This window comes from Streptomyces curacoi (assembly GCF_001513975.1).
Classification (GTDB): domain Bacteria; phylum Actinomycetota; class Actinomycetes; order Streptomycetales; family Streptomycetaceae; genus Streptomyces; species Streptomyces curacoi.
In genome coordinates this window covers 172,423-195,132 of the sequence record NZ_KQ947992.1, presented here as the reverse complement: position 1 = coordinate 195,132, position 22,710 = coordinate 172,423, and the positions used below count along the sequence as shown (strand labels likewise).

General features: G+C 70.2%; 19 protein-coding genes. 13 read left to right on the top strand and 6 right to left on the bottom strand.

Annotated elements, in window-relative coordinates; all coding sequences use genetic code 11:
* Positions 1 to 37 precede the first annotated feature (37 nt).
* From AQI70_RS29080 to AQI70_RS39265, 7 genes are all read left to right on the top strand, one after another.
* On the top strand, positions 38 to 715 hold the full coding sequence (locus AQI70_RS29080) for a spermine/spermidine synthase domain-containing protein (RefSeq protein WP_062155229.1): 678 nt from the start codon (positions 38 to 40) through the stop codon (positions 713 to 715).
* Positions 716 to 848: 133 nt separating this feature from the next.
* Positions 849 to 1,586: a response regulator transcription factor gene (locus AQI70_RS29075; protein ID WP_062155227.1), complete on the top strand. Its 738-nt coding sequence runs from the start codon at positions 849 to 851 to the stop codon at positions 1,584 to 1,586.
* Positions 1,583 to 2,689: a sensor histidine kinase gene (locus tag AQI70_RS29070; protein ID WP_003997965.1), complete on the top strand. Its 1,107-nt coding sequence runs from the start codon at positions 1,583 to 1,585 to the stop codon at positions 2,687 to 2,689. The genes AQI70_RS29075 and AQI70_RS29070 overlap by 4 nt, the downstream gene beginning before the upstream one ends.
* 291 nt (positions 2,690 to 2,980) lie before the next feature.
* A complete protein-coding gene (locus AQI70_RS29065) occupies positions 2,981 to 6,790 on the top strand; it encodes a multifunctional oxoglutarate decarboxylase/oxoglutarate dehydrogenase thiamine pyrophosphate-binding subunit/dihydrolipoyllysine-residue succinyltransferase subunit (protein ID WP_062155521.1) in 3,810 nt (1,269 codons plus the stop codon).
* 164 nt (positions 6,791 to 6,954) lie between these two features.
* Positions 6,955 to 7,287: a CU044_2847 family protein gene (locus tag AQI70_RS29060; protein WP_159042707.1), complete on the top strand. Its 333-nt coding sequence runs from the start codon at positions 6,955 to 6,957 to the stop codon at positions 7,285 to 7,287.
* The gene (locus AQI70_RS29055; protein WP_062155226.1) at positions 7,284 to 9,746 is read left to right on the top strand and encodes a trypsin-like peptidase domain-containing protein; all 2,463 of its coding nucleotides are present in this window, start codon (positions 7,284 to 7,286) and stop codon (positions 9,744 to 9,746) included. Before AQI70_RS29060 ends, AQI70_RS29055 begins: the two co-directional genes overlap by 4 nt.
* Entirely contained in the window at positions 9,715 to 10,173 is a 459-nt protein-coding gene (locus AQI70_RS39265; RefSeq protein WP_062155224.1) for a tetratricopeptide repeat protein, read from the top strand. Before AQI70_RS29055 ends, AQI70_RS39265 begins: the two co-directional genes overlap by 32 nt.
* On the opposite strand, the gene AQI70_RS29045 is transcribed toward AQI70_RS39265, so the two are convergent.
* Complete coding sequence (locus tag AQI70_RS29045; RefSeq protein WP_062155222.1) at positions 10,170 to 11,159, bottom strand: hypothetical protein; 990 nt, start codon at positions 11,157 to 11,159, stop codon at positions 10,170 to 10,172. The two genes, AQI70_RS39265 and AQI70_RS29045, sit on opposite strands and share 4 nt — an antisense overlap.
* 127 nt (positions 11,160 to 11,286) lie before the next feature.
* Between AQI70_RS29045 and AQI70_RS29040 the strand changes: the two genes are divergently transcribed.
* The gene (locus AQI70_RS29040) at positions 11,287 to 11,469 is read left to right on the top strand and encodes a DUF6104 family protein (RefSeq protein WP_003997970.1); all 183 of its coding nucleotides are present in this window, start codon (positions 11,287 to 11,289) and stop codon (positions 11,467 to 11,469) included.
* 1,034 nt (positions 11,470 to 12,503) lie between these two features.
* On the opposite strand, the gene AQI70_RS29035 is transcribed toward AQI70_RS29040, so the two are convergent.
* Positions 12,504 to 13,349 carry a hypothetical protein gene (locus AQI70_RS29035; RefSeq protein WP_062155220.1) on the bottom strand — a complete coding sequence of 282 codons (846 nt, stop codon included), beginning with the start codon at positions 13,347 to 13,349 and terminating at the stop codon, positions 12,504 to 12,506.
* 169 nt (positions 13,350 to 13,518) lie between these two features.
* Between AQI70_RS29035 and AQI70_RS29030 the strand changes: the two genes are divergently transcribed.
* Together AQI70_RS29030 and AQI70_RS29025 are read left to right on the top strand one after the other, a co-directional pair.
* Positions 13,519 to 14,601 (top strand): DUF4097 family beta strand repeat-containing protein, encoded by a 1,083-nt coding sequence (locus tag AQI70_RS29030; protein ID WP_062155218.1) that lies wholly within the window; start codon positions 13,519 to 13,521, stop codon positions 14,599 to 14,601.
* Between the two features lies 1 nt (position 14,602).
* Positions 14,603 to 15,658, top strand: coding sequence for a PadR family transcriptional regulator (locus AQI70_RS29025; protein WP_003997973.1), 1,056 nt, complete (start codon positions 14,603 to 14,605; stop codon positions 15,656 to 15,658).
* 85 nt (positions 15,659 to 15,743) lie between these two features.
* Here the strand turns inward: AQI70_RS29025 and AQI70_RS29020 are convergent, their stop codons facing one another.
* The 4 genes from AQI70_RS29020 to AQI70_RS29005 all read right to left on the bottom strand — a co-directional run bounded on the left by AQI70_RS29020 (position 15,744) and on the right by AQI70_RS29005 (position 19,297).
* Complete coding sequence (locus AQI70_RS29020; RefSeq protein WP_062155217.1) at positions 15,744 to 16,307, bottom strand: Clp protease N-terminal domain-containing protein; 564 nt, start codon at positions 16,305 to 16,307, stop codon at positions 15,744 to 15,746.
* Entirely contained in the window at positions 16,307 to 16,516 is a 210-nt protein-coding gene (locus tag AQI70_RS29015; protein ID WP_062155215.1) for a helix-turn-helix domain-containing protein, read from the bottom strand. The genes AQI70_RS29020 and AQI70_RS29015 overlap by 1 nt, the downstream gene beginning before the upstream one ends.
* A 107-nt stretch (positions 16,517 to 16,623) precedes the next feature.
* Positions 16,624 to 17,586 carry a zinc-binding dehydrogenase gene (locus AQI70_RS29010; protein WP_062155213.1) on the bottom strand — a complete coding sequence of 321 codons (963 nt, stop codon included), beginning with the start codon at positions 17,584 to 17,586 and terminating at the stop codon, positions 16,624 to 16,626.
* 487 nt (positions 17,587 to 18,073) lie between these two features.
* A complete protein-coding gene (locus AQI70_RS29005) occupies positions 18,074 to 19,297 on the bottom strand; it encodes an NAD(P)-dependent malic enzyme (RefSeq protein ID WP_062155210.1) in 1,224 nt (407 codons plus the stop codon).
* A 654-nt stretch (positions 19,298 to 19,951) separates the two neighbouring features.
* On the opposite strand from AQI70_RS29005, the gene AQI70_RS29000 reads away from it, so the two are divergent.
* Genes AQI70_RS29000 through AQI70_RS28990 form a run of 3 tightly spaced genes read left to right on the top strand, consistent with a single transcriptional unit; the run spans position 19,952 to position 22,676 of the window.
* Positions 19,952 to 20,917: an ABC transporter substrate-binding protein gene (locus AQI70_RS29000; RefSeq protein WP_062155208.1), complete on the top strand. Its 966-nt coding sequence runs from the start codon at positions 19,952 to 19,954 to the stop codon at positions 20,915 to 20,917.
* A gap of 32 nt (positions 20,918 to 20,949) precedes the next feature.
* Positions 20,950 to 21,918, top strand: a complete 969-nt coding sequence (locus AQI70_RS28995; protein WP_062155206.1) for an amino acid ABC transporter permease — start codon at positions 20,950 to 20,952, stop codon at positions 21,916 to 21,918.
* Positions 21,915 to 22,676 carry an amino acid ABC transporter ATP-binding protein gene (locus AQI70_RS28990; RefSeq protein ID WP_062155204.1) on the top strand — a complete coding sequence of 254 codons (762 nt, stop codon included), beginning with the start codon at positions 21,915 to 21,917 and terminating at the stop codon, positions 22,674 to 22,676. The genes AQI70_RS28995 and AQI70_RS28990 overlap by 4 nt, the downstream gene beginning before the upstream one ends.
* Positions 22,677 to 22,710: the final 34 nt, after the last annotated feature.

Here is a 22,710-nt window from a genome sequence, read left to right as displayed (position 1 = left end):
CCTCGGCCCGCCGGTCCGGACCTGCGAAGATGACCGGATGCCCACTTCGTACGACATCCCGGAAGTACTGGACCGTCGCGAAGGCCCGCACGGCGAGGTCGTGCTGCGGCGGCACGGCGAGTTGCTCCAGATCATCGCGAACGGCTGCTTCCTGATGGACACCTCCGACGGGCGCTCGGAGCGGCTGCTCGTCGACGCGGCGCTCGGCGCGCTGGACGGACGGCCGCAGCCCGCGGTGCTGATCGGCGGGCTCGGCGTCGGGTTCTCGCTCGCACACGCCGCCGCCGATCCGCGCCCGGGACGGATCACCGTCGTGGAGCGCGAGCGGGCGATTATCGACTGGCATCTCGACGGGCCGTTGTCCGACTTCTCCGCCGGTGCCCTCGCCGACCCGCGCGCCGAGATTCTGGAAACCGATCTCGTCACCTACGTACATGAGACATCCGCCACGTATGACGCACTGTGTCTCGACATCGACAACGGGCCCGGCTGGACCGTCACCGAGGGCAATGAGGGCCTGTACTCACCCAGCGGACTCGCAGGCTGCGCAAGGGTCTTGCGGCCGGGCGGGGTGCTGGCCGTATGGTCCGCCCAGCCCTCTTCCGAATTCGAAGAAACCTTGTGTAATGCCGGATTCCAACAGGTGCGTACCGAAGAGATCCCCGTTGCCCGGGGCGTTCCGGACGTCGTGCACCTCGCCGTCCGACCTGGATAGCCCTGGCGCGGTGACTCCCCGTACTCTGCTCATCTGACGCGGATCATTCAAGCGTCAATCGCAAGCATGCGCAGGCATAGCCAGTCAGTAGGAATCACCCCACGGATTCCGGAAAGCAACTTTGGGGCGGGCGATGGAGCAGACACACACCTCCCACAACGGCACGGCGGCGACCCCGGGCGCACAGCGCCGGGTCCTCGTGGTCGAGGACGATCCGACCATCGTGGACGCCATCGCGGCCCGTCTGCGCGCCGAGGGTTTCCTCGTGCAGACCGCGGGTGACGGCCCGGCGGCGGTCGACACGGCGGAGGCCTGGCAGCCCGACCTGCTGATCCTCGACATCATGCTGCCGGGCTTCGACGGCCTGGAGGTGTGCCGCCGGGTACAGGCCCAGCGGCCGGTACCGGTGCTGATGCTGACCGCGCGCGACGACGAGACCGACATGCTGGTCGGGCTCGGCGTCGGCGCCGACGACTACATGACGAAGCCGTTCTCGATGCGGGAGCTGGCGGCGCGGGTGCATGTGCTGCTGCGCCGGATGGAGCGGGCCGCGCTGGCCGCCACGACCCCGCGGTCGGGCATCCTGCGCCTCGGCGAGCTGGAGATCGACCACGCACAGCGACGGGTGCGGGTGCGCAGCGAGGACGTTCACCTCACGCCGACCGAGTTCGACCTCCTGGTGTGCCTGGCGAACACCCCGCGCGCGGTGCTCTCCCGTGAGCAGCTGCTCGCCGAGGTGTGGGACTGGGCGGACGCCTCCGGCACCCGGACCGTCGACAGCCACATCAAGGCGCTGCGCCGGAAGATCGGCGCCGAGCGGATCCGCACCGTGCACGGCGTGGGCTACGCCCTGGAGACACCGACGCCATGAGCGACGGGCCGGCCGCGCGGAGAGGCCCCGGGGAGCCCTGGGGCAGCGTCAGTCCGTTCTCGATCAAGACCAAGCTGGGCGCGCTGGTCGTCATCGCGGTCCTGATCACCACGGGCCTGTCGATGATCGCCGTACGCACCCAGACGGAGCTGCGCTTCATCACGGTCTTCTCGATGATCGCCACGCTGCTGATCACCCAGTTCGTGGCGCACTCGCTCACCTCGCCGCTGGACGAGATGAACGCCGTGGCCCGGTCCATCTCGCACGGCGACTACACCCGCCGGGTGCGCGAGAACCGCCGGGACGAGCTGGGCGACCTGGCCGAGACGATCAACCGCATGGCCGACGAGCTGGAGGCCCAGGACCAGCAGCGCAAGGAGCTGGTGGCGAACGTCTCGCACGAGCTGCGCACCCCGATCGCGGGCCTGCGGGCCGTCCTGGAGAACGTGGTCGACGGCATCGCCGAGGCCGACCCCGAGACGATGCGCACGGCGCTGAAGCAGACCGAGCGGCTGGGCCGGCTCGTGGAGACGCTCCTGGACCTGTCCCGGCTGGACAACGGCGTCGTACCGCTGCGCATGCGGCGCTTCGAGGTCTGGCCGTACCTGTCCGGCGTGCTCAAGGAGGCCAACATGGTCGCCTCCGCGCGCGGCGGCATGGCGTCGGGCTCCGGCAGCCACACCCGCACCGACGTCCATCTGCACCTCGACGTCTCCCCGCCGGAGCTGACCGCGCACGCCGACCCCGAGCGCATCCACCAGGTCGTCGCCAATCTCATCGACAACGCGATCAAGCACAGCCCGCCGCACGGCCGCGTGACGGTCAAGGCGCGGCGCGGGGCGTACCCGGAGTCGCTGGTGCTTGAGGTCCTGGACGAGGGTCCGGGCATCCCGAAGTCGGACTGGCACCGGGTCTTCGAGCGGTTCAACCGGGGTGCCGTCAGCCGGCCGCACGGGCCGGGCAGTGACGGCGGTACGGGTCTGGGGCTGGCGATCGCACGCTGGGCCGTCGATCTGCACGGCGGACGGATCGGCGTGGCCGAATCCGAGCGGGGTTGCCGGATTCTTGTCACACTTCCTGGGCAGTCATCCGTACCAAGTTGACGTAAAGTTCGAAGCGGAGCCACAAGATCCATGTGTGTCCCGGCTGACGGACACGTGTGATCAGGCACAGGCCCGCGCCTTCGGCGCGCCGGGTCCCGGCCGAGCCTTCCCATCTGGAGCCATCCCAAGCGGAACCACGCTTGTTTCCCGCCATTTCCAGGCACGAAACACGCTCTTCGATGTGACTTACACGACGATGACCTTGCTCGGCCTGACCTTCCCGGCCATGGAGGCGTAGCCTTTATTCCCGCTGTCCATCACCTTGTGAAGCGGAAGAGGGCGGTTGCCGCCGTGTCGCCACAGTCCCCCAGTAACGCATCGAGCATCTCGACCGACGCAGACCAAGCGGGCAAGAACCCCGCTGCCGCGTTCGGTCCGAACGAGTGGCTCGTCGACGAGATCTATCAGCAGTACCTCCAGGACCCGAATTCGGTAGACCGCGCCTGGTGGGACTTCTTCGCCGACTACAAGCCGGGGGCGCCTGCCGCCTCGGCTCCGGCGGGTACTGCGGCCGCGGGGGCCGCAGAGACCACCACCACGGCTCCGGCGGCGCCCGCCGCCCCGGCTGCTCCGGCCGCCCCGGCGACCCCGGCGCCGGCCCCTGCGGCTCCGAAGCCCGCGGCCGCCGCGCCCGCCGCTGCGGCCCCGGCCGCGGCGAAGCCCGCCGCCCCCGCCCCGGCCGCGAAGCCCGCTCAGCCGAAGAAGGCCGAGCCCGCCGCGGCCGCGCCTTCGGAGGGCCCCGAGCTGATCACGCTGCGCGGCCCGGCCGCCGCGGTCGCGAAGAACATGAACGCCTCGCTGGAGCTGCCCACGGCCACGTCCGTGCGCGCGGTTCCGGTGAAGCTGCTCTTCGACAACCGCATCGTCATCAACAACCACCTGAAGCGGGCCCGGGGCGGGAAGATCTCCTTCACGCACCTGATCGGCTACGCGATGGTGCAGGCCATCAAGGCCATGCCGTCGATGAACTGGTCCTTCGGCGAGAAGGACGGCAAGCCGACGCTGGTCAAGCCGCCGCACGTCAACCTCGGCCTGGCCATCGACCTGGTGAAGCCCAACGGCGACCGCCAGCTCGTCGTGGCCGCCATCAAGAAGGCCGAGACGCTGAACTTCTTCGAGTTCTGGCAGGCCTACGAGGACATCGTCCGCCGCGCCCGCGACGGCAAGCTGACGATGGACGACTTCACCGGCGTCACGGTCTCCCTGACCAACCCGGGCGGCCTCGGCACGGTCCACTCCGTGCCGCGTCTGATGCCCGGCCAGTCGGTGATCATGGGCGTCGGCTCCATGGACTACCCGGCGGAGTTCCAGGGCACCTCCCAGGACACCCTGAACAAGCTCGGCATCTCGAAGGTCATGACGCTCACGTCGACCTACGACCACCGGGTCATCCAGGGCGCCGCCTCCGGCGAGTTCCTGCGCCAGGTCGCGAACCTCCTCCTCGGCGAGAACAACTTCTACGACGAGATCTTCGAGGCGCTGCGCATCCCCTACGAGCCGGTCCGCTGGCTCAAGGACATCGACGCCAGCCACGACGACGACGTCACGAAGGCCGCCCGCGTCTTCGAGCTGATCCACTCCTACCGGGTCCGCGGCCACGTCATGGCCGACACCGACCCGCTGGAGTACCAGCAGCGCAAGCACCCCGACCTGGACATCACCGAGCACGGCCTCACCCTGTGGGACCTGGAGCGCGAGTTCGCGGTCGGCGGCTTCGCCGGCAAGTCGATGATGAAGCTGCGCGACATCCTCGGCGTCCTGCGTGACTCGTACTGCCGCACCACCGGCATCGAGTTCATGCACATCCAGGACCCCAAGCAGCGCAAGTGGATCCAGGACCGCGTCGAGCGCCCGCACTCCAAGCCGGAGCGCGAGGAGCAGCTGCGCATCCTGCGCCGCCTGAACGCGGCGGAGGCCTTCGAGACCTTCCTGCAGACGAAGTACGTCGGCCAGAAGCGCTTCTCCCTGGAGGGCGGCGAGTCCGTCATCCCGCTGCTCGACGCCGTGCTGGACTCGGCCGCCGAGTCGCGCCTGGACGAGGTCGTCATCGGCATGGCCCACCGCGGCCGCCTGAACGTCCTCGCCAACATCGTCGGCAAGTCGTACGCCCAGATCTTCCGCGAGTTCGAGGGCAACCTCGACCCGAAGTCGATGCACGGCTCCGGCGACGTGAAGTACCACCTGGGCGCCGAGGGAACCTTCACCGGCCTGGACGGCGAGCAGATCAAGGTCAACCTGGTCGCGAACCCGTCCCACCTGGAAGCGGTCGACCCGGTCCTGGAGGGCGTCGCCCGCGCCAAGCAGGACATCATCAACAAGGGCGGCACGGACTTCACGGTCCTGCCGATCGCGATCCACGGCGACGCGGCCTTCGCGGGCCAGGGCGTGGTGGCCGAGACCCTGAACATGTCGCAGCTGCGCGGCTACCGCACCGGCGGCACGGTCCACATCGTCATCAACAACCAGGTCGGCTTCACCGCGGCCCCCGAGTCCTCGCGTTCCTCCATGTACGCGACGGACGTGGCCCGCATGATCGAGGCCCCGATCTTCCACGTGAACGGCGACGACCCGGAGGCCGTGGTCCGCGTGGCGCGGCTCGCCTTCGAGTTCCGCCAGGCGTTCAACAAGGACGTGGTGATCGACCTCATCTGCTACCGCCGCCGCGGTCACAACGAGTCGGACAACCCGGCCTTCACCCAGCCGCTGATGTACGACCTGATCGACAAGAAGCGCTCGGTGCGCAAGCTCTACACCGAGTCCCTCATCGGTCGCGGCGACATCACCCTGGAAGAGGCCGAGCAGGCGCTCCAGGACTACCAGGGCCAGCTGGAGAAGGTCTTCACGGAGGTCCGCGAGGCCACCGCGCAGCCGGCCGCCGCGGAGCCCTCGGACCCCCAGGCCGAGTTCCCGGTCGCCGTCAGCACCGCGGTCACCACGGAGACCGTCAAGCGGATCGCCGAGTCCCAGGTCAACATCCCCGACCACATCACCGTCCACCCGCGTCTGCTGCCGCAGCTGCAGCGCCGGGCGTCGATGGTCGAGGACGGCACCATCGACTGGGGCATGGGCGAGACCCTCGCGATCGGCTCCCTGCTGCTGGAGGGTGTCCCGGTCCGCCTGGCCGGCCAGGACTCGCAGCGCGGTACCTTCGGCCAGCGCCACGCGGTCATCATCGACCGTGAGACGGGCGAGGAGTACACGCCGCTGCAGTACCTCTCCGAGGACCAGGCGCGGCTGAACGTCTACAACTCCCTCCTGTCCGAGTACGCGGCCATGGGCTTCGAGTACGGCTACTCGCTGGCCCGCCCGAACGCGCTCGTGATGTGGGAGGCCCAGTTCGGCGACTTCGTCAACGGCGCCCAGACGGTCGTGGACGAGTTCATCTCGTCGGCCGAGCAGAAGTGGGCCCAGACCTCCGGCGTCGTGCTGCTGCTGCCGCACGGCTACGAGGGCCAGGGCCCGGACCACTCCTCGGCCCGCCCGGAGCGGTTCCTGCAGCTGTGCGCGCAGAACAACATGACGGTCGCGATGCCGACCTCGCCGGCGAACTACTTCCACCTCCTGCGGTGGCAGGTGCACAACCCGCACCACAAGCCGCTGGTCGTCTTCACCCCGAAGTCGATGCTGCGCCTGAAGGCGGCGGCCGCGAAGGCGGAGGAGTTCACGAGCGGGCAGTTCCAGCCGGTCATCGGTGACTCCTCGGTCGACCCGGCCGCGGTCAAGAAGGTCGTCTTCTGCGCCGGCAAGGTCTACTACGACCTCGACGCCGAGCGGAAGAAGCGCGGCGTGACGGACACGGCGATCATCCGCATCGAGCGCCTGTACCCGCTGCCGGGTGCCGAGCTCCAGGCCGAGATCGCCAAGTACCCGAACGCCGAGAAGTACCTGTGGGCCCAGGAGGAGCCGGCGAACCAGGGTGCGTGGCCGTTCATCGCGCTCAACCTGATCGACCACCTGGACCTGGCGGTCGGCGCCGACGTCCCGCACGGCGAGCGCCTGCGCCGTATCTCCCGTCCGCACTCCTCGTCCCCGGCCGTGGGTTCCGCCAAGCGGCACCAGGCCGAGCAGGAGCAGCTGGTGCGAGAGGTGTTCGAGGCCTGAGCCCGAAGCACGGGTTCCGATCGGAAGGCCCGGTTCCAGTCCTGGTGACTCGGAGCCGGGCCTTCCGGCATTTACGGTCAACTCGGCCGCCGGACCAGTAAATTGGGGACGGACATGCCGAACTGACCGGGCCCGTGGGCCGGGTGCGACATACGGGGGCGCGAATGGCCGAGCTGCTGCGGATCTCCATGGGCGAGGAGGACGGCGAGGGTCAGCTGGTCGTCGAGGTCGAGGACGACGAGCCCGGCATGGTCCGCGCCTCCCGCGTCGGGGACCGTATGCGGGAGGCCTCCGTCTCTCTGGAGGAGGCCCTGGCCCCCATCCGACGGGCCGCCGAGACGACCCTGCGCACCTTCCAGGCGGCCCAGCCCACCACGGTGGAGCTGGAGTTCGGGGTGAAGCTGAACGCCAGCGCCGGAGCCGTCCTGACCAAGGCCGGCGTCGAGGGCCATATCGTCGTCAAGCTGGGCTGGCAGAAGAAGGACCCCGGCGCGTGAGCTTCAAGCGGTGGTCGGTCCGTGTCTCCGACCCCGCCGGCACGATCTGCGGCGCGGGCGTCTACCTCGGCCGGGACCTGGTCCTCACCTGTGCCCATGTGGTCGCCGACGCCCTGCGCATCGGCCCCGGGGACGCCCCCGACGGACGAGTGTCCGTCGAGTTCCTCGGTACGGCGGCCCCGGCGCCGATCGCCGCCACGGTCGCGGAGGGCGGCTGGTGGCCCGTGGGTGAGCGCCAGGAGGGCGACGCGGCCGTACTGCGCCTCATGGCCCCCGCACCGGCCGAGGCGGCACCGGCTCCGCTCACCACGGACTGGCGGCGCGGCGACACGGTCTGGGCCTACGGCTACCCCAGGCACCGGGACCTGTCGGCCGGGGTGCACGCCTCGGCCACCGTGACCGGCGAGACGATGGGCACGGGCTGGGTCCAGCTCAACGACCGCCACAGCAGCGGCGTCGAGATCCAGCAGGGCTTCAGCGGAGGCGGGGTCAGCGACGCGGACGGCGGCAAGGTCTTCGGCATCGTCGTCCTGGCGTTACAGGCCGAGCGGATGTCCTGGCTGCTGCCGGTCGGACCGGTCGCGGAGCGGCTGCCGTTGGTGCGCGAGGCGCTGACGGCCGCCGCGATCCCCCGGCAGCGGGCCGCCGAGGCCGAACTGGACGGTCTCGGCACCTCCTACGAACTCCCTCCCGACATCCGCGACTTCACCGGCCGGGCCCGCGAGATCGCCGAACTGATCGAGCAGATCGAGGAGAACACCGTCGGCCCGGCCGTCCACTCGATCGCGGGCATGGGCGGCCTCGGCAAGACGAAGCTGGCCGTCCACCTCGCCCACAAGCTCGCACCGGACTACCCGGACGGGCAGTTCTTGCTGGACCTGGAGGCCCACAAGGCCGGCGCCGAACACCGTCCGCTGACGACCGGACACGCCCTCCTGGCCCTGCTGCAGGCCACCCTCGGCAAGCCCCAGCACCTCAGCGACACCGCCCGTCTGGGCCGCATGTGGCGCGATGTGCTGCGCCGCCGCCGCATGATCGTCGTCCTGGACAACGCCGCGTCGTACGAGCAGATCGCCGAGCTCCTCCCCGAGCACCCCGGTTCGCTGGTCCTGGTCACCAGCCGGCGCAGACTGGACGAGCTCGGCGTGGAGGGAGCGGTGCCGATGGCACTGGAGGAGTTCGACGAGGAGACGTCCCTACGGCTGTTCACGGCCATCGTGGGCGAGCGGCGGGCGGCCACGGACCCGGAGGCGGTGCGGGACATCGTGCGGCTGTGCGGCTTCCTGCCGCTTGCCATCCGGGTCAAGGCGTCGCTGGCCGCCGGGCGGCAGCGCAGGTATCCGCTGGCCAGGATCCGGGACGAGATGGCGAAGGAGACGGACCGGCTGCGGGGACTGCGCGCCGGTCATCTCTCCATCCACGCCGCGTTCAGCACGTCGTACGCCCATCTGGGGCCCCGCGAGCAGGAGCTGTTCCGTCGGCTGGGGATCCATCCGCCGGGGAGCGTGAGCATGGAGGCCGCGGCGGCCCTGGCGGACGATCCGGAGGCGGCGCAGGACGCCACCGACGTGCTGGTCACGGAGAGCCTCGTCGACGACGAGGGCGGGCGGCTGAAGATGCATGACCTGCTGCGCGAGTTCGCGCGGGAGCGGCTGGCCGCCGATGAGCCGGGCTGGGCGCGGCATCGGGAAGTGGCGGGGCGGTTGCTGGACTTCTATCTGGCGGCGGCGCTGGCGGCACAGCGCACCCTGGTCCCGGCGCGGCCGGTGCGGGACCGCGCCGACCGTGAGCACACCGGGCTGCCCGAGGTCGCCGAGCGGAAGGCGGCGCTCGCCTGGTTCCAGGTGGAGCGGGAGAACCTGCTGCGGTGCGCGGGCCTCGCCGAGGAGTTCGGGCTGGTCTCGTACGGCTGGCGCATTCCCCGGGCGATCGGTCACTTCCTGTCGCTGGCGTCGGAGACGGACGTGGCGATCAAGGCGTACGAGGCGGGGCTGACGGCCGCGCGTGGGCGGGACCCGAGGGCCGAGGCGGATCTGAACGCGCTGCTGGGCGAGGCGTACCGGGTGGCGGGGCAGCAGGACGCGGCTCTCGATGCGCTTCGGGCGGCCCGGGATCACTACGCGCGTGCGGGCGACCGGACCGCGGCGGCGGACATGCTCACCCGGATCCGTGACGAGCTGCGAGCGGGCGCTGGCCGAGTTCACCGACCTGGGCGACGAGTTCGGGAGGGCCGAGGCCGAGTACACGCTCGGGATGATCTGGCGGTTGCGCGGCGAGTACGTTCGCGCTCTCCCGCATCTCATCAGCGCGGGCTCGTGCTTCCAGGCCATCGGCTACACCCTGGGCGAAGCGCGGTGCCTCAACCTGACGGGAGTCATCCTCCGGCTGCAGAACAGCTCGTACGACGAGGCCATCTCCCTGCTGAGCATGGCCGAGGAGCTCTACGAGGCGGCCGGTGACATCCGCGGTCTGGCCCACGCGATCAACAACCGTGCCTCCGTACTGGGGCTCACGGGCCGGATCGACGACGCCGTGGCGATCCACGGCCGCGCGCTGGACCTGCTGCGCCGCACCCGCAACTTCGCCTACCCGGACGCACTGCTGGTCGCCGCCGACCTGCGCGGCAGGCAGGGCGACCACGCGGCGGCGGAGCAGCACCTGCGGGAAGCCCTCGCCTACTACCAGCCGGCCCAGGCCAGACTCGGGCAGGCACGGGCACATCTGCTGCTCTCCGCGGCGCTGCTGGGCCAGGGACGCGCCGACCAGGCGCTCGCCCAGGCCCGTGAGTCACTCGCTCTCTACACCCAGCTGGCCAGCGAGAACGGCACCAAGCAGGCCAGGGCGGCGGAGGCCGACTGCCTCGCCGCCCTGTCGGCCGCCGGCTAGCGCAGCGCCTCCGCGAGCCGCGCCAACGACCGCACGGTCGACCGCACCTCCAGCAGGTACTTCGTCGCGCTGAACTGCTGCGCGGCCATCCCGGCCAGCACCCCCGGCTCGTTCCCGACGGTGTCCACCTCCACCCCGAACGGCAGCTTGAGCATCCGGACGGCGGCGGCGTGCTGGGCCGGCACGTAGATGGGCGTCGTCACCAGCAGCAGCCGCTCCCCCGGCTGCAGCGCGGCGACGTACTTGGCGAAGAACGCGTAGCTGTCCGGCGTGTCGGCACGGCGCCGCTCCGGCTCGCTGGAGGGTGCGGCCACGACCTGGACGGGCATCCCCTCGGCCGTACGGTACCGGCGCACGCCCCAGGTCCCGCCGGGCAGGTCGGACTCCTCGCCCTCGACGGCCTCCGGCGCGCCGAGCCCGAAGGCCCTGCGCGTCCCGAAGTCCATCGCCTCGTACTCCTCGCCGAGTTCGGGTGCCCCCGCCTGAGCCGCGAGCTCGAACTCGTCGCCCACGAACGGACGGTGGCCGCCGAGGGCGGTGACCGAACCGGCGGTCACCTGCCCGCTGCGGATCAGATGGGCGGCGTACGCCGTGCGCACCAGGCAGGCGCGGATGAGGCCGCCGAGCATGAGGATGTGGTCGTAGCGGTCGTAGCGGAGCCGGGTGCCGCCGCGCATGCCGAGCGCCTCGGCCGCCGCCAGTACCAGTTCCTCCTGCTCGGGCCGCATCGGCAGCTCGTCGGCCTGGTTGCGCTCCCGGCCCCGGCGGGTGTCCCACCGGTCGGTGAACGCGTCGAGCCGCGCCAGCCGCTCGGTGACGTCGCCCTTCTCGGCGGCCAGATCGCGGGCCAGCTCATGGTCCTGCTCGGTCCTGGAGAACGCCTCGACCAAGGCGTGCACGGGCGCGGAGGCCAGCCAGCCGTCGATGTCCCCTGCGGGGTCAAGCCCCGTTCCGACAAGGGGTACTTGGTCGAAGTGCGTGCCCATGAAGATCCGTCTCCGTATGGATAGACAACCTCTCGCCGCCCCAGTGTTCCACGGGCCGGACAGGGGCCTCGCACCAGCGGCACGGGCCCGGCACGCACGCGTACCGGACAGGACATATCCTCACTGCATGTACTTCACCGACCGAGGCATCGAAGAACTGGAGAAGCGGCGCGGCGAGGAGGAGATCACCTTCGAGTGGCTGGCCGAGCAGCTGCGCACGTTCGTCGACCTGAACCCGGACTTCGAGGTACCGGTGGAGCGCCTGGCGACGTGGCTGGCCCGCCTGGACGACGAGGACGACGACGTCTAGCCGACCGACCGGGCCTCGGACCGAGCCGGCGACCCTCGGGGCGCCGCTGACGGAGGCTTCCTGCGTGTGTGGGCGCCCTGGTTACGGGGCGCCCTTCGCGTTGTAGGAGCTGCCATTGCGGCTGTCGGGTGGGGGGGCGGAGCCCTGTGCGGCTGTCGGGCGGGGGACGGGGGCCCTGTGCCGCTGTCGGGCGAGGGCCGGAGGCACTGTGCGGCCGTCGGGCGAGGACCGGAGGCACTGTACGGCCGTCGGGCGAGGACCGGAGGCACCGTGCGTCGGGCGAGGACCGGAGGCACCGTGCCGCCGTCGGGCGAGGACCGGAGGCACCGTGCCGCCGTCGGGCGAGGACCGGAGGCACCGTGCCGCCGTCGGGCCGGCGGCTCCCGTGCACGTCACGGGCTGGGGGTGCGGCGGCTCCCGCGCTCCTCGCGGGCTGGCGGTCCGGGGGCTCCCGCGCTCCTCGCGGGCTGGCGGTCCGGGGGCTCCCGTACACGTCGCGGGCCGGCGGTGCGCCGGCTCGTGCACACCTCGCGGGCCGGCGGTACGGCGACCCCCCTCGCGGGCCGTCGGTCGGGCGGCTCAGCACGCCTTACGACCGCCGGTCCAGCGGCCCGAGGACGCCTCAGGGGTGCCGGGCCAACGCCCAGGACAGGCCTCGCTGCCGTCGGGCCAGCCCGAGCCTGCCGAACGGTTGTCGGTCCGACGCCCAGTGCACACCTGACAGCCGCTGATCCAGCGGCCCGAGCCCACCACACGGCCGCCGGTCCAGCGGCCCGAGCCCACCCCACGGGCCCTCGACCCAACGCCCAGCGCACAGCTCGCCGCCGTCGATCCAACGCTTAGCGCACACCTGACAGCCACCGGCCCAGAGGCCCAGCCGGCCCCACCCCACCGCACGGGCCATCGACCCAGCCCCCAGCGCGCACCTCGCCGCCGTCAGTCCAGTCCGAGCCCACCACCCAGCCGCCGATCCAGCGGCCCCAGCACACCCACAGCCGTCGCGCGGCGGCGCGGAACGTGCCGCAGATCGATCCTCAGTCCAGCGGCCGCACCGCTTCGTACGCCAGTCCCAGTGCGCCGTGGGCCAGGAGGACCGCGCCCGCGACGACCCAGCCGCCGCTGCGGCGCCGTAGGCCCCAGGCCGTGAGGGGCAGACCCACCGCGACCTGGGACAGGGCGAGAGCGTGGGCCTTGGGACCGCCTGCCCAGGGCAGCCAGGGGCCGAGGCGGCCGCCCTCCACGGCGTCGAGTTCCGCGCGGAAGGCGTCGCGCCAGCCGGACCACTCGATCCGGCGGACGTGCGGCTGGGCTCGGGCGGCCTCGTGCAGGCGGTCGGCGCTCTCGCCAGGGGTGAGGCCCGCGGGCAGGGACACGCCCGCGCGCGTGAGGACGGCGAGCAGCCCACGCATGCGTGCCTGCGCGTCGGCCGCCGGGTCGGGGCGCGTCAGGCCGTCGAGGGACTGCACGTCCAGGACCGGATCCAGGCCGAGCCGGCCGGCGAAGGTGCGCATGGCCTCGTCCTCACCGGCCGGGGTGCCGTTGGCGAGCCAGACGTAGCCGACGGGCCGGCGGAAGCCGGAGGCGAGGGTGTATCCGGCGCGGTCAATGTCCCACCAGAGGGCGAGTACGGGCCAGGGCGCGCCGACGGCGAGGGCGGTGGCCCAGCCGGTGAGGACGCGGTCGACCGGTTCGTCGCCCTCCAGCCAGGGCCTGCCCTCGGGGACGAGCACGCTCCACTCCTCGCCGGCCGGCGTGAGCAGCATGTGTTCACGCAACAGCTGGGCGGCGGGCGCGACGGACGCGGGCTCCGCGCGGCAGAGGAGCAGGGCCCCCGGCGCGGGACGGGCCTGGCGGGCGGCCTTGGACTCTTCCGTCGACATGGCAACACGCTAGGCCGATTTGTCCACCTGAGGTGATTTGTGATCACCAGAACGAGTGTCTTGACTTTCGAAGCCCGCGATATATCGTGAATTACGCAAGACGCGATATGGCGCGTCGTGTTCAGACCGGCCCGTGCGGCCGTGTCCGGTCGCCCAGGAGGTCCGCACCATGTCCGAGTGGTCCGTAGCAGAGCCCACGAAGCTCACTTTCGAGGAGCCGGTGAGCGAGCTCCATGTGCGCATCGTCAACGGAACGGTGAACGTCGTGGGCACGGACGAGGGCTCCGCCCGCCTGGAGGTCTCCGAGCTGGAGGGCCCGCCCCTGTCGGTGACCCAGCAGGGCGGCACACTGACGGTGGCGTACGAGGACCTGCCCTGGAAGGGGTTCCTCAAGTGGCTCGACCGCAAGGGCTGGCGCCGCAGCGCGGTGGTCTCCCTGGCGGTGCCGGCCCACACGCGGGTCGAGGTGGGCGTGGTCGGCGCCGGGGCGGTGGTCTCCGGGATCCACGGCCCTTCGGTGGTCAAGGGCGTCACCGGCGACACGACCCTCGTCGGCCTGTCCGGCCCGGTCCGCGCCGACACGGTCTCCGGGAACCTGGAGGCCCAGGCCGTCACCGGCGACCTGCGCTTCAACTCCGTCTCCGGAGACCTCACGGTCCTTGAGGGCTCCGGCCCGTCGGTGAAGGCCGACTCCGTGAGCGGCTCGATGATCGTCGATCTGGACCCGGACGGCCCGACCGACATCCGGCTGACCAGCGTCTCCGGCGAGATCGCCATCCGCCTGCCGGCCCCGGCGGACGCGGACGTGGAGGCCAACACCGCGAGCGGCACGATCTCCAACGCCTTCGAGGGCCTCCGGGTGCACGGCCAGTGGGGCGCCCACAAGGTCACCGGCCGTCTGGGCGCCGGCACCGGCAGGCTCCGGGCGACGACGGTCTCCGGCTCGATCGCACTGCTGCGCCGCCCACCCAGCGAAGACGAGCCGTGGGAGGCGGAGGCATGGGAAGAGCCCGCACCCACCACGGACACCCCTGACACCACGGACACCCCTGACACCGCTGACTCCCCAGGCCCAGACACCGCAGCGGAGACCGGCGCACGCAACGGAACACCGGAAACCCCACCCACAGACTCGACGACCGACCCGGTGAACAGCGCGCAGGACGACTCGGGGGACAATTCCGTCTCCGGCCAGGGCGATGGCCCCAGCGACGCCCCGGCCGACGGCACGACCGACAAGAAGGTGCTCTGACATGCCTCCCGTCTTCGCCCATGGCCGCCTCCGCCTCTACCTGCTGAAGCTGCTGGACGAGGCCCCGCGTCACGGCTACGAGGTGATCCGCCTCCTCGAAGAGCGCTTCCAGGGGCTGTACGCACCGTCGGCCGGCACCGTCTACCCCCGCCTGGCCAAGCTGGAGGCCGAGGGCCTGGTCACCCACACCACCGAGGGCGGCCGCAAGGTGTACGCCATCACGGACGCCGGCCGCGCGGAACTGGCCGACCGCAGCGGAGAGTTGGCCGACCTGGAGCTGGAGATCAGGGAGTCGGTCGCCGAACTCGCCGCCGAGATCCGCGCCGATGTGCGCGGCGCGGCGGGTGATCTGCGGCGCGAGATGCGCGCCGCGGCGTCCGAGGCCCGCCAGGGGAACGGCACCAAGGCGGAAACACCCTTCGGTGACTTCTCGGACTACACCGACAAGGAGGCGTGGCGCGCCGCCAAGGAGGAGATGCGCCGTGCCAAGCAGGAGTGGAAGGAGCAGGCCCGCCGGGCCAAGGACGAGAGCCGCCGCGCCCGCGAGGAGGCCCAGCGCGCCCGTCGCCAGGCCAAGGAGGCACAGGACCGGGCCCGGGCCCAGGCTCAGGAGGAGGTCCAGCGCATCGCCCGCCGGGTCCAGGAACACGTACAGGATCACTTCGCACGCGGCGACTGGCCGACGGGCGTACGGGAGGGCCTGACCGAACTGGCCAAGGAGTTCGGCGACTTCGGCAAGGACTTCGGAAAGGAGTTCGGCAGGGACTTCGGTTTCGGCCGACAGGACACCGGGGCCGCCAAGTCGGCACGGCAGCACCCCGACTACTCCGACACCCCGGAGGACTTCCCCGCCGACTACGAACCCACCTGGGCCCATGAGCCCCCCACCGGCGACCCGGCCCGCGACCTGGACCGCCTGCTGGACCGCTTCCGCGACGACATCCGCGACGCGGCCAGGGACCACGGCGTCACCCCGGACCAACTCCGCGAAGCCCGCCGCCACTTGTCCACGGCGGCGGCCCATATCGGAGCGCTCCTACGCACACCGAGGCCCTGACACCCCCTGGGCAGTACGGCCACCCACCGGCCGCACTGCCCAGGGTGCGCGCGACACCACGGCACCGCACTCACGCACCCCACCCTCAACCGGCTTTGGCCTCTCCACCGCCGCAAAGCACCCGGGTGAGCGTCTCGTACGTCACCCCATGATCGGCGAGAACCTCGGCGGGCACGCCGGGTCGGCCGGCCAGGGCCAGCAGGATGTGCTCATCACCGATGTGCCGGTCCCGACGGGCGACAGCGATACGCAGCGCCCGCTCCAGCACGTCCTTGGCCTCCCGGCTGAACGAACGGTGCCCCGACCACCACCTCTTGTCCTTCCGATCCCCGGACATCGCCCCGACCCCGTGCACTTCCTCGACCCGGGCGACGATCTCCCCCACATCGATCCCCAACCCGGCCAGCGCATCGGCTTCGGCCTGCGACAACCCACCCCTCCGCCGAGCCTCGTCCAAGGCCCGCCGCACGGACTCCAGCCACTGCCCACCCCCGAGCGCGGCGAGCGCGAACGAGGCCCGGCTCCCCTCCCGGTCGAGCAGGGCGAGCAGCATGTGCTCGGCCTCGACGGCCTGCGCCCCACCCCTCTCGGCATGCTCGACCGCGCCCGTCACCACCGCACGGGCATCCTTCGTGAACCGCTCGAACATCAACGCCTCCCGTACTTCTTGTGCACGGCCTGCCTGCTGACTCCGAGTTCCGCGGCGATCTCCTGCCACGACCACCCCTGATTGCGCGCACTGCGCACCTGCACCGCCTCCAGCTGCTCCAGCAGCCGGCGCAACGCCGCAACGGCCCGCAGTCCGACCCGTGGATCGCGATCACCGGCACGCTCGGCGAGATCTGTTGCATCGGTCATGATGTCAACTTACGTTGACACGCAGGGGCACGTCAACCCCAGTTGACATGCGAACGGCGGGCCCGAGGCAAAGCCCCGAACCCGCCGCAAGTGCCGTAGAAAAAAGGTCAGTTGGTGAGCACGATCTTCCCGAACTGCTCCCCCGAAGCCAACCGCTCAAAGCCCTCACGGGCGCGGTCCATGGGCAGCACCTCATCGATGACCGGCCGCACACCAGTGGCGGCACAGAAGGAGAGCAGATCCTCCAGCTCGTCCTTTGTGCCCATCGTGGACCCGACGACCTTCAGCTCCAGGAAGAAGATCCGCGTGAGTTCGGCGTGCGAGGGCCGGTCACCACTGGTGGCACCGGAAATGACAAGCGTGCCCCCCGGCTTCAGCGACTTGACGGAGTGCGACCAGGTAGCGGCGCCCACGGTCTCGATCACGGCATCGACCCGCTGCGGCAGCCGAGCCCCCGACTCGACGGCCTCCACAGCCCCCAGCTCCAAGGCACGCTTGCGCTTGGCCTCGTCCCGGCTGGTGGCGAAGACACGCAGTCCCGCGGCCTTCCCGAGCACGATGGCGGCAGTGGCGACCCCGCCCCCCGCCCCCTGCACCAGCACCGAGTCGCCGGGCCGCACGCCCGCATTGGTGAACAGCATCCGATAGGCCGTCAGCCAGGCGGTCGGCAGACAGGCGGCCTCCTCGAAGGAGAGCTCCTTGGGCTTGGGCAGGATGTTCCAGGTCGGCACGACCACCTGCTCCGCGAACGTGCCCTGATACCGCTCGGTGAGAATGGAACGCGGCTCCTTGGGCCCCACCCCGTGCCCACTCTGTCCGATCACGGAGTGCAGGACGACCTCGTTGCCGTCCTCGTCGACACCGGCGGCGTCACATCCGAGGATCATCGGCAACTTGTCCTCTGCGAGCCCCACCCCCCGCAGTGACCACAGGTCGTGATGGTTGAGGGAGGCGGCCTTGACGTTGACGGCACTCCAGCCGGGACGGACCTCAGGGGCCGGCCGCTCCCCCAACTCCAGTCCGGAGAGTGGCTGGTCGCGGTCGATTCGGGCGGCGTAGACAGCGAACATGACCTTGACGATAGGCTCCCCTCCCCGCCGACGGAACCACAGCCGCCTGTGAGACACACCCTCTTGCCAAGCCACCCCGCGTCGGCGTGGACCTGAGGCAGGCCACGCGCGGGGGGACCTACCCGCAGTCGCGCACGGCGGCAAGGGGACGTGCCGGGGGGTGTCCGCCCGCAGTGGCCGGCGTCAAGGAACAGCACCTCCAGGCCCACCCCAGCCGCCGGTCCGAGGACGGACACCCCCCCGGCGCGGCCCCGACCCACAAACCGGCCGCAGGCGCAACGCGCACCCCCACCCATCCCCCACAGGCCGCCGCAGGCATCACACGCGAACCCCTACGCACCCGCACAGCCCCGCGGCCCAGCCCAGCCCAGCCCACCCAGCCACCCAAACGGCCCACCCCAGCGAAAGAAAACGGCCCCGCCCAAACAGGCGGGGCCATCCGGCCAACGTCGGCCAAGCCCACCGGCTCAGCCCTCGGCAGAGCCCGTCAGCGGCGAGCAACCCCCTCCGCCCGAGCCGCAGCAGCCACAGCAGCGGTAACCGCCGGCGCCACCCGCTCGTCGAACGGCGACGGAATGACATAGTCCGCAGCGAGATCGTCACCCACCACAGCCGCCAGCGCCTCCGCCGCCGCGATCTTCATACCCTCGGTGATCCGGGAGGCCCGCACCTGCAGCGCCCCCGCGAAGATCCCCGGGAACGCCAGCACGTTGTTGATCTGGTTCGGGAAGTCCGACCGCCCGGTGGCAACCACCGCCGCGTACTTGTGCGCGACATCGGGGTGCACCTCAGGATTCGGGTTGGCCATGGCGAACACGAACGCGCCCTCGGCCATGGAAGCGACCGCCTCCTCCGGCACCGTACCGCCGGAGACCCCGATGAAGACGTCGGCACCTTCCAGAGCCGCCTCCAGCGACCCGCCGATGCCCGCCTTGTTCGTGAACCCGGCAAGCTCCCGCTTGACCGGCGTCAGGTCGTCCCGGTCGGCGGACACGATGCCCTTGCGGTCGGCGACGGCGACATCCCCGATGCCGGCCTCGACCAGCATCTTCGCGATGGCGACACCAGCGGCGCCCGCCCCCGAGATGACGGCCCGCAGATCCCCGAGCCCCTTCCCGGTCAGCCGCGCAGCGTTCCGCAGCGCCGCCAGCGTCACGACGGCCGTACCGTGCTGGTCGTCATGGAAGACCGGAATGTCCAGCCGCTCCTGCAGCTTCCGCTCGATCTCGAAGCACCGAGGCGCCGAGATGTCCTCCAGGTTCACACCACCGAAGGACGGCGCGAGCCGCACCACGGTCTCGACGATCTCGTCGACACCCGTGCAGTCCAGCGCGATCGGCACCGCGTCGACGCCACCGAACTGCTTGAACAGAATCGCCTTGCCTTCCATCACCGGAAGGGAGGCCTCGGGGCCGATGTCCCCGAGCCCCAGCACGGCCGTGCCGTCGGTCACGACGGCGACGACGGACGACTTCCACGTGTAGTCGTGCACCAGCTCCGGCTGCTCGGCGATCGCGCTGCACACCTTCGCGACGCCGGGCGTGTACGCCAGGGACAGGTCGTCCTTGTCCCGGACCGGCACGGTGGCCTGCACGGCCATCTTGCCGCCACGGTGCAGCGCGAACGCCGGATCGAAGGAATCGAGGGGCTCGACCCCGCCGTCCTGATCGGTATTGCCGCCGCTGCGAGGATTGACGATCTCCGCTGCCACTTTGTCTGACCCCTTAAGTGTTCTGGTTTGAGGGTGGAACCACTCCTGGTGAGAAGTGGGCGGGACCGCGTATGACCCTGCTCGTTGATACGTACGACGTACGACGTACGGGACATACGCGACGGGCGCGCCGCACACGCGCCCTGAAGCCCCGGATGAGGGGTGTAAAGAACCTTCTTACCGGACGGACCGCATCGCCGACGAGTCCAATACGTGCAAGATCACACGACCGCAAGGGAAACACCCGCACTCGACGACACGAATCGGACACGACCCGATGACGACACCGGTGTGATTCGTGGCTAAATAAGCGGACAATCAACACCAGAAAGCGCGACGAACAACAAACATCCGCAAACTACCCGCACAACTGATCCACATCCCGAGATGCGCCGAAGATCTTGCGGCCGGAAGCATGGATTCCCGTAGAAGGTCCGGTCGTGATGTACCAACCTGAGACGGTTCGGGGGTCACCCGTTATCCGATTTTGACATGGCGGGCGCCCTGAATGGCTCAGTCCGAATGGCAAGATGCCGTAATCACACGAGGTCGCGACACTCGAAGGCGTGTGCCTCGTCGACCCACGGCGCCGCCGAATCCATCGGCAGCCGTAGCCCCATCGGCAACTCCACCCATCCGCCGGAGGAACCCACCATGACCGCAAGCTCCACCCGTCGTACGACCGCCACACGCTCCCGGTTGGCAGCGGTCGGCTCGATCGCGGTCGCAGGCGCCCTGATTCTCACCGGCTGCGGTGACCAGACGGACAACGGCGGCAGCGAGGGCACGAAGGAGACGGGCAAGTCCAGCACCGCTCCGCTCTTCGACAAGCTGCCCAAGAAGATCCAGGACGCGGGCGTCATCAAGGCCGGCACCAACGCCGAGTACGCCCCGATGGAGTACCAGGAGGGCGGCAAGATCGTCGGTGTCGACCCCGACATCGCCGCCGCGCTGGGCGAGAAGCTGGGCGTGGAGTTCCAGTTCACCTCGGGCTCCTTCGACGGTCTGATCACCGCGCTGAACTCCGGCCGCTACGACGTGGCCATGTCCTCCATCACGGACAACAAGCAGCGCCAGGAGGGCCTGGACGACAAGGGCAAGAAGCTCGGTCCGGGTGTCGACTTCGTCGACTACTTCCTCGCCGGCACCGCCGTGTACGTCCAGAAGGGCAACCCGAAGAAGATCAACTCGATCGAGGACCTCTGCGGCCAGACGGCCGCCGTGCAGCGCGGCACGACGTACGAGAAGGCGCTGCAGGACCAGTCCAAGAAGTGCACGGACGGCGGCAAGAAGAAGATCGACATCGAGTCGTTCGAGAACGACACCGAGGCCCAGACCCGCGTGAAGTCCGGCGGCGCGGTCGCCGGTGTCAACGACTACCCGGTCGCGGTCGACCTGGCCCGCAAGGCCGACGGCGGCAACGCCTTCGAGGTCGTCGGCGAGCAGGTCGACGCCGGTCCGTTCGGTATCGCGGTGAACAAGGACAACAAGCAGCTCACCGAGGCTCTCGAAGCGGCCGTCAACGCGATCATCGAGGACGGCACGTACAAGAAGATCCTCGAGAAGTGGGGCGCCGGGACCGGCGCGATCGACAAGGCCGCGATCAACGGCGGCAAGTGACCGTCCCGGGTAAGCACTGAAGGGCAGTCACAGTGACTGACAAGTTCGACAAGGAGCCGGCCGACGCGAACCCGTCGGCCGCGCTCTCCAAGGAGGGCGGGGCTCTCCCGCCCGAGGCGATCAAGGCGATTCCGGTACGGCACTACGGCCGCTGGGTCAGCGGTGTCATCGTGCTGGCTCTGGTGGCCCTGCTCGTCAACGCCTTCGCCACCGCCGAGAAGATCCAGTGGAGCGCCGTCGGCGAGTACGTGTTCGACGACACGGTCCTCGCGGGCGCCGGACGCACCCTGCTGATCAGCGTCCTCGCGATGGTCATGGGCGTGGTCCTGGGCGTGATCCTGGCCGTGATGCGGCTGTCCAAGAACCCGGTGACGAGCTGGGTGGCCTGGGTCTACATCTGGTTCTTCCGCGGCACGCCGGTCTACGTCCAGCTCCTGCTCTGGTTCAACCTGGCGCTGATCTTCCCCATGCTCAATCTCGGTCCGATCTACAAGGACGAGATGGTCGACGTCATGACCCCGTTCATGGCCGCCCTGCTGGGCCTGGGTCTGAACGAGGCCGCGTACATGGCCGAGATCTGCCGCGCCGGTCTGATGGCCGTCGACGAGGGCCAGACCGAGGCCGCGCACGCGCTCGGCATGAGCCACGGCAAGACCCTGCGCCGCATCGTGATCCCCCAGGCGATGCGGGTGATCGTGCCCCCGACCGGCAACGAGTTCATCAACATGCTGAAGACCTCGTCGCTGGTGTACGCGGTGACGTACAACGAACTACTGCGCGCCACCTCCACGATCGGCTCCACGTCGTACGCCGTGATGGAGATGCTCTTCGTGGCGTGCATCTGGTACCTGGTCATGACCAGTGTGTTCAGCGTCTTCCAGTACTACCTGGAGCGCCGTTACGCCCGTGGCTCGCTACGTCAGCTGCCGCCGACGCCGTGGCAGAAGATCAAGGCCAACATGCTCGGCCTGGGCCACGCAAGGGGAGGTGTGTCGGCATGACCGCCATGGTGAAGGCCGAGCGTGTCCACAAGTCCTTCGGCGCGGTCCAGGTCCTCAAGGGCATCGACCTGGAGGTGCAGACCGGCGAGGTGTTCTGCCTCATCGGCCCCTCCGGCTCCGGCAAGTCCACGTTCCTGCGGTGCATCAACCACCTGGAGAAGATCAACGCCGGGCGGCTGTACGTCGACGGTGAGCTGGTCGGCTACCGCCAGAAGGGCGACAAGCTGTACGAGCTCAAGGACAGCGAGGTCGCGCTCCAGCGCCGGGACATCGGCATGGTGTTCCAGCGGTTCAACCTGTTCCCGCACATGACGGCCGTCGAGAACGTCATGGAGGCGCCGATCCAGGTCAAGGGCGTGAGCAGGGCCCAGGCCAGGCAGCGCGCGCAGGAGCTGCTCGACCGCGTCGGCCTGGCCGACAAGGCCGGCAACTACCCCTCGCAGCTGTCCGGCGGCCAGCAGCAGCGCGTGGCGATCGCCCGGGCGCTGGCGATGGACCCGAAGCTGATGCTGTTCGACGAGCCGACCTCGGCCCTCGACCCGGAGCTGGTCGGTGACGTCCTCGACGTCATGCGCGACCTGGCCGAGTCCGGCATGACGATGGTCGTCGTCACCCACGAGATGGGCTTCGCCCGCGAGGTCGGCGACAGCCTGGTCTTCATGGACGGCGGCGTGGTCGTCGAGTCGGGCGACCCGCGCGAGGTCCTGACCAACCCGCAGCACGAGCGGACGCAGGCGTTCCTGTCCAAGGTGCTCTGACGGCCGACGGTGCTCTGGCGGTCGTACGAGAAGG

Excerpts from the sequence above, each read along its gene's own strand:
- AQI70_RS29080 (WP_062155229.1), top strand. The coding sequence starts at position 38 with ATGCCCACTTCGTACGACATCCCGGAAGTACTGGACCGTCGCGAAGGC.
- AQI70_RS29075 (WP_062155227.1), top strand. The coding sequence starts at position 849 with ATGGAGCAGACACACACCTCCCACAACGGCACGGCGGCGACCCCGGGC.
- AQI70_RS29070 (WP_003997965.1), top strand. The coding sequence starts at position 1,583 with ATGAGCGACGGGCCGGCCGCGCGGAGAGGCCCCGGGGAGCCCTGGGGC.
- AQI70_RS29060 (WP_159042707.1), top strand. The coding sequence starts at position 6,955 with ATGGCCGAGCTGCTGCGGATCTCCATGGGCGAGGAGGACGGCGAGGGT.
- AQI70_RS39265 (WP_062155224.1), top strand. The coding sequence starts at position 9,715 with ATGGCCGAGGAGCTCTACGAGGCGGCCGGTGACATCCGCGGTCTGGCC.
- AQI70_RS29045 (WP_062155222.1), bottom strand. The coding sequence starts at position 11,159 with ATGGGCACGCACTTCGACCAAGTACCCCTTGTCGGAACGGGGCTTGAC.
- AQI70_RS29040 (WP_003997970.1), top strand. The coding sequence starts at position 11,287 with ATGTACTTCACCGACCGAGGCATCGAAGAACTGGAGAAGCGGCGCGGC.
- AQI70_RS29035 (WP_062155220.1), bottom strand. The coding sequence starts at position 13,349 with ATGTCGACGGAAGAGTCCAAGGCCGCCCGCCAGGCCCGTCCCGCGCCG.
- AQI70_RS29030 (WP_062155218.1), top strand. The coding sequence starts at position 13,519 with ATGTCCGAGTGGTCCGTAGCAGAGCCCACGAAGCTCACTTTCGAGGAG.
- AQI70_RS29025 (WP_003997973.1), top strand. The coding sequence starts at position 14,603 with ATGCCTCCCGTCTTCGCCCATGGCCGCCTCCGCCTCTACCTGCTGAAG.
- AQI70_RS29020 (WP_062155217.1), bottom strand. The coding sequence starts at position 16,307 with ATGTTCGAGCGGTTCACGAAGGATGCCCGTGCGGTGGTGACGGGCGCG.
- AQI70_RS29015 (WP_062155215.1), bottom strand. The coding sequence starts at position 16,516 with ATGACCGATGCAACAGATCTCGCCGAGCGTGCCGGTGATCGCGATCCA.
- AQI70_RS29010 (WP_062155213.1), bottom strand. The coding sequence starts at position 17,586 with ATGTTCGCTGTCTACGCCGCCCGAATCGACCGCGACCAGCCACTCTCC.
- AQI70_RS29000 (WP_062155208.1), top strand. The coding sequence starts at position 19,952 with ATGACCGCAAGCTCCACCCGTCGTACGACCGCCACACGCTCCCGGTTG.
- AQI70_RS28990 (WP_062155204.1), top strand. The coding sequence starts at position 21,915 with ATGACCGCCATGGTGAAGGCCGAGCGTGTCCACAAGTCCTTCGGCGCG.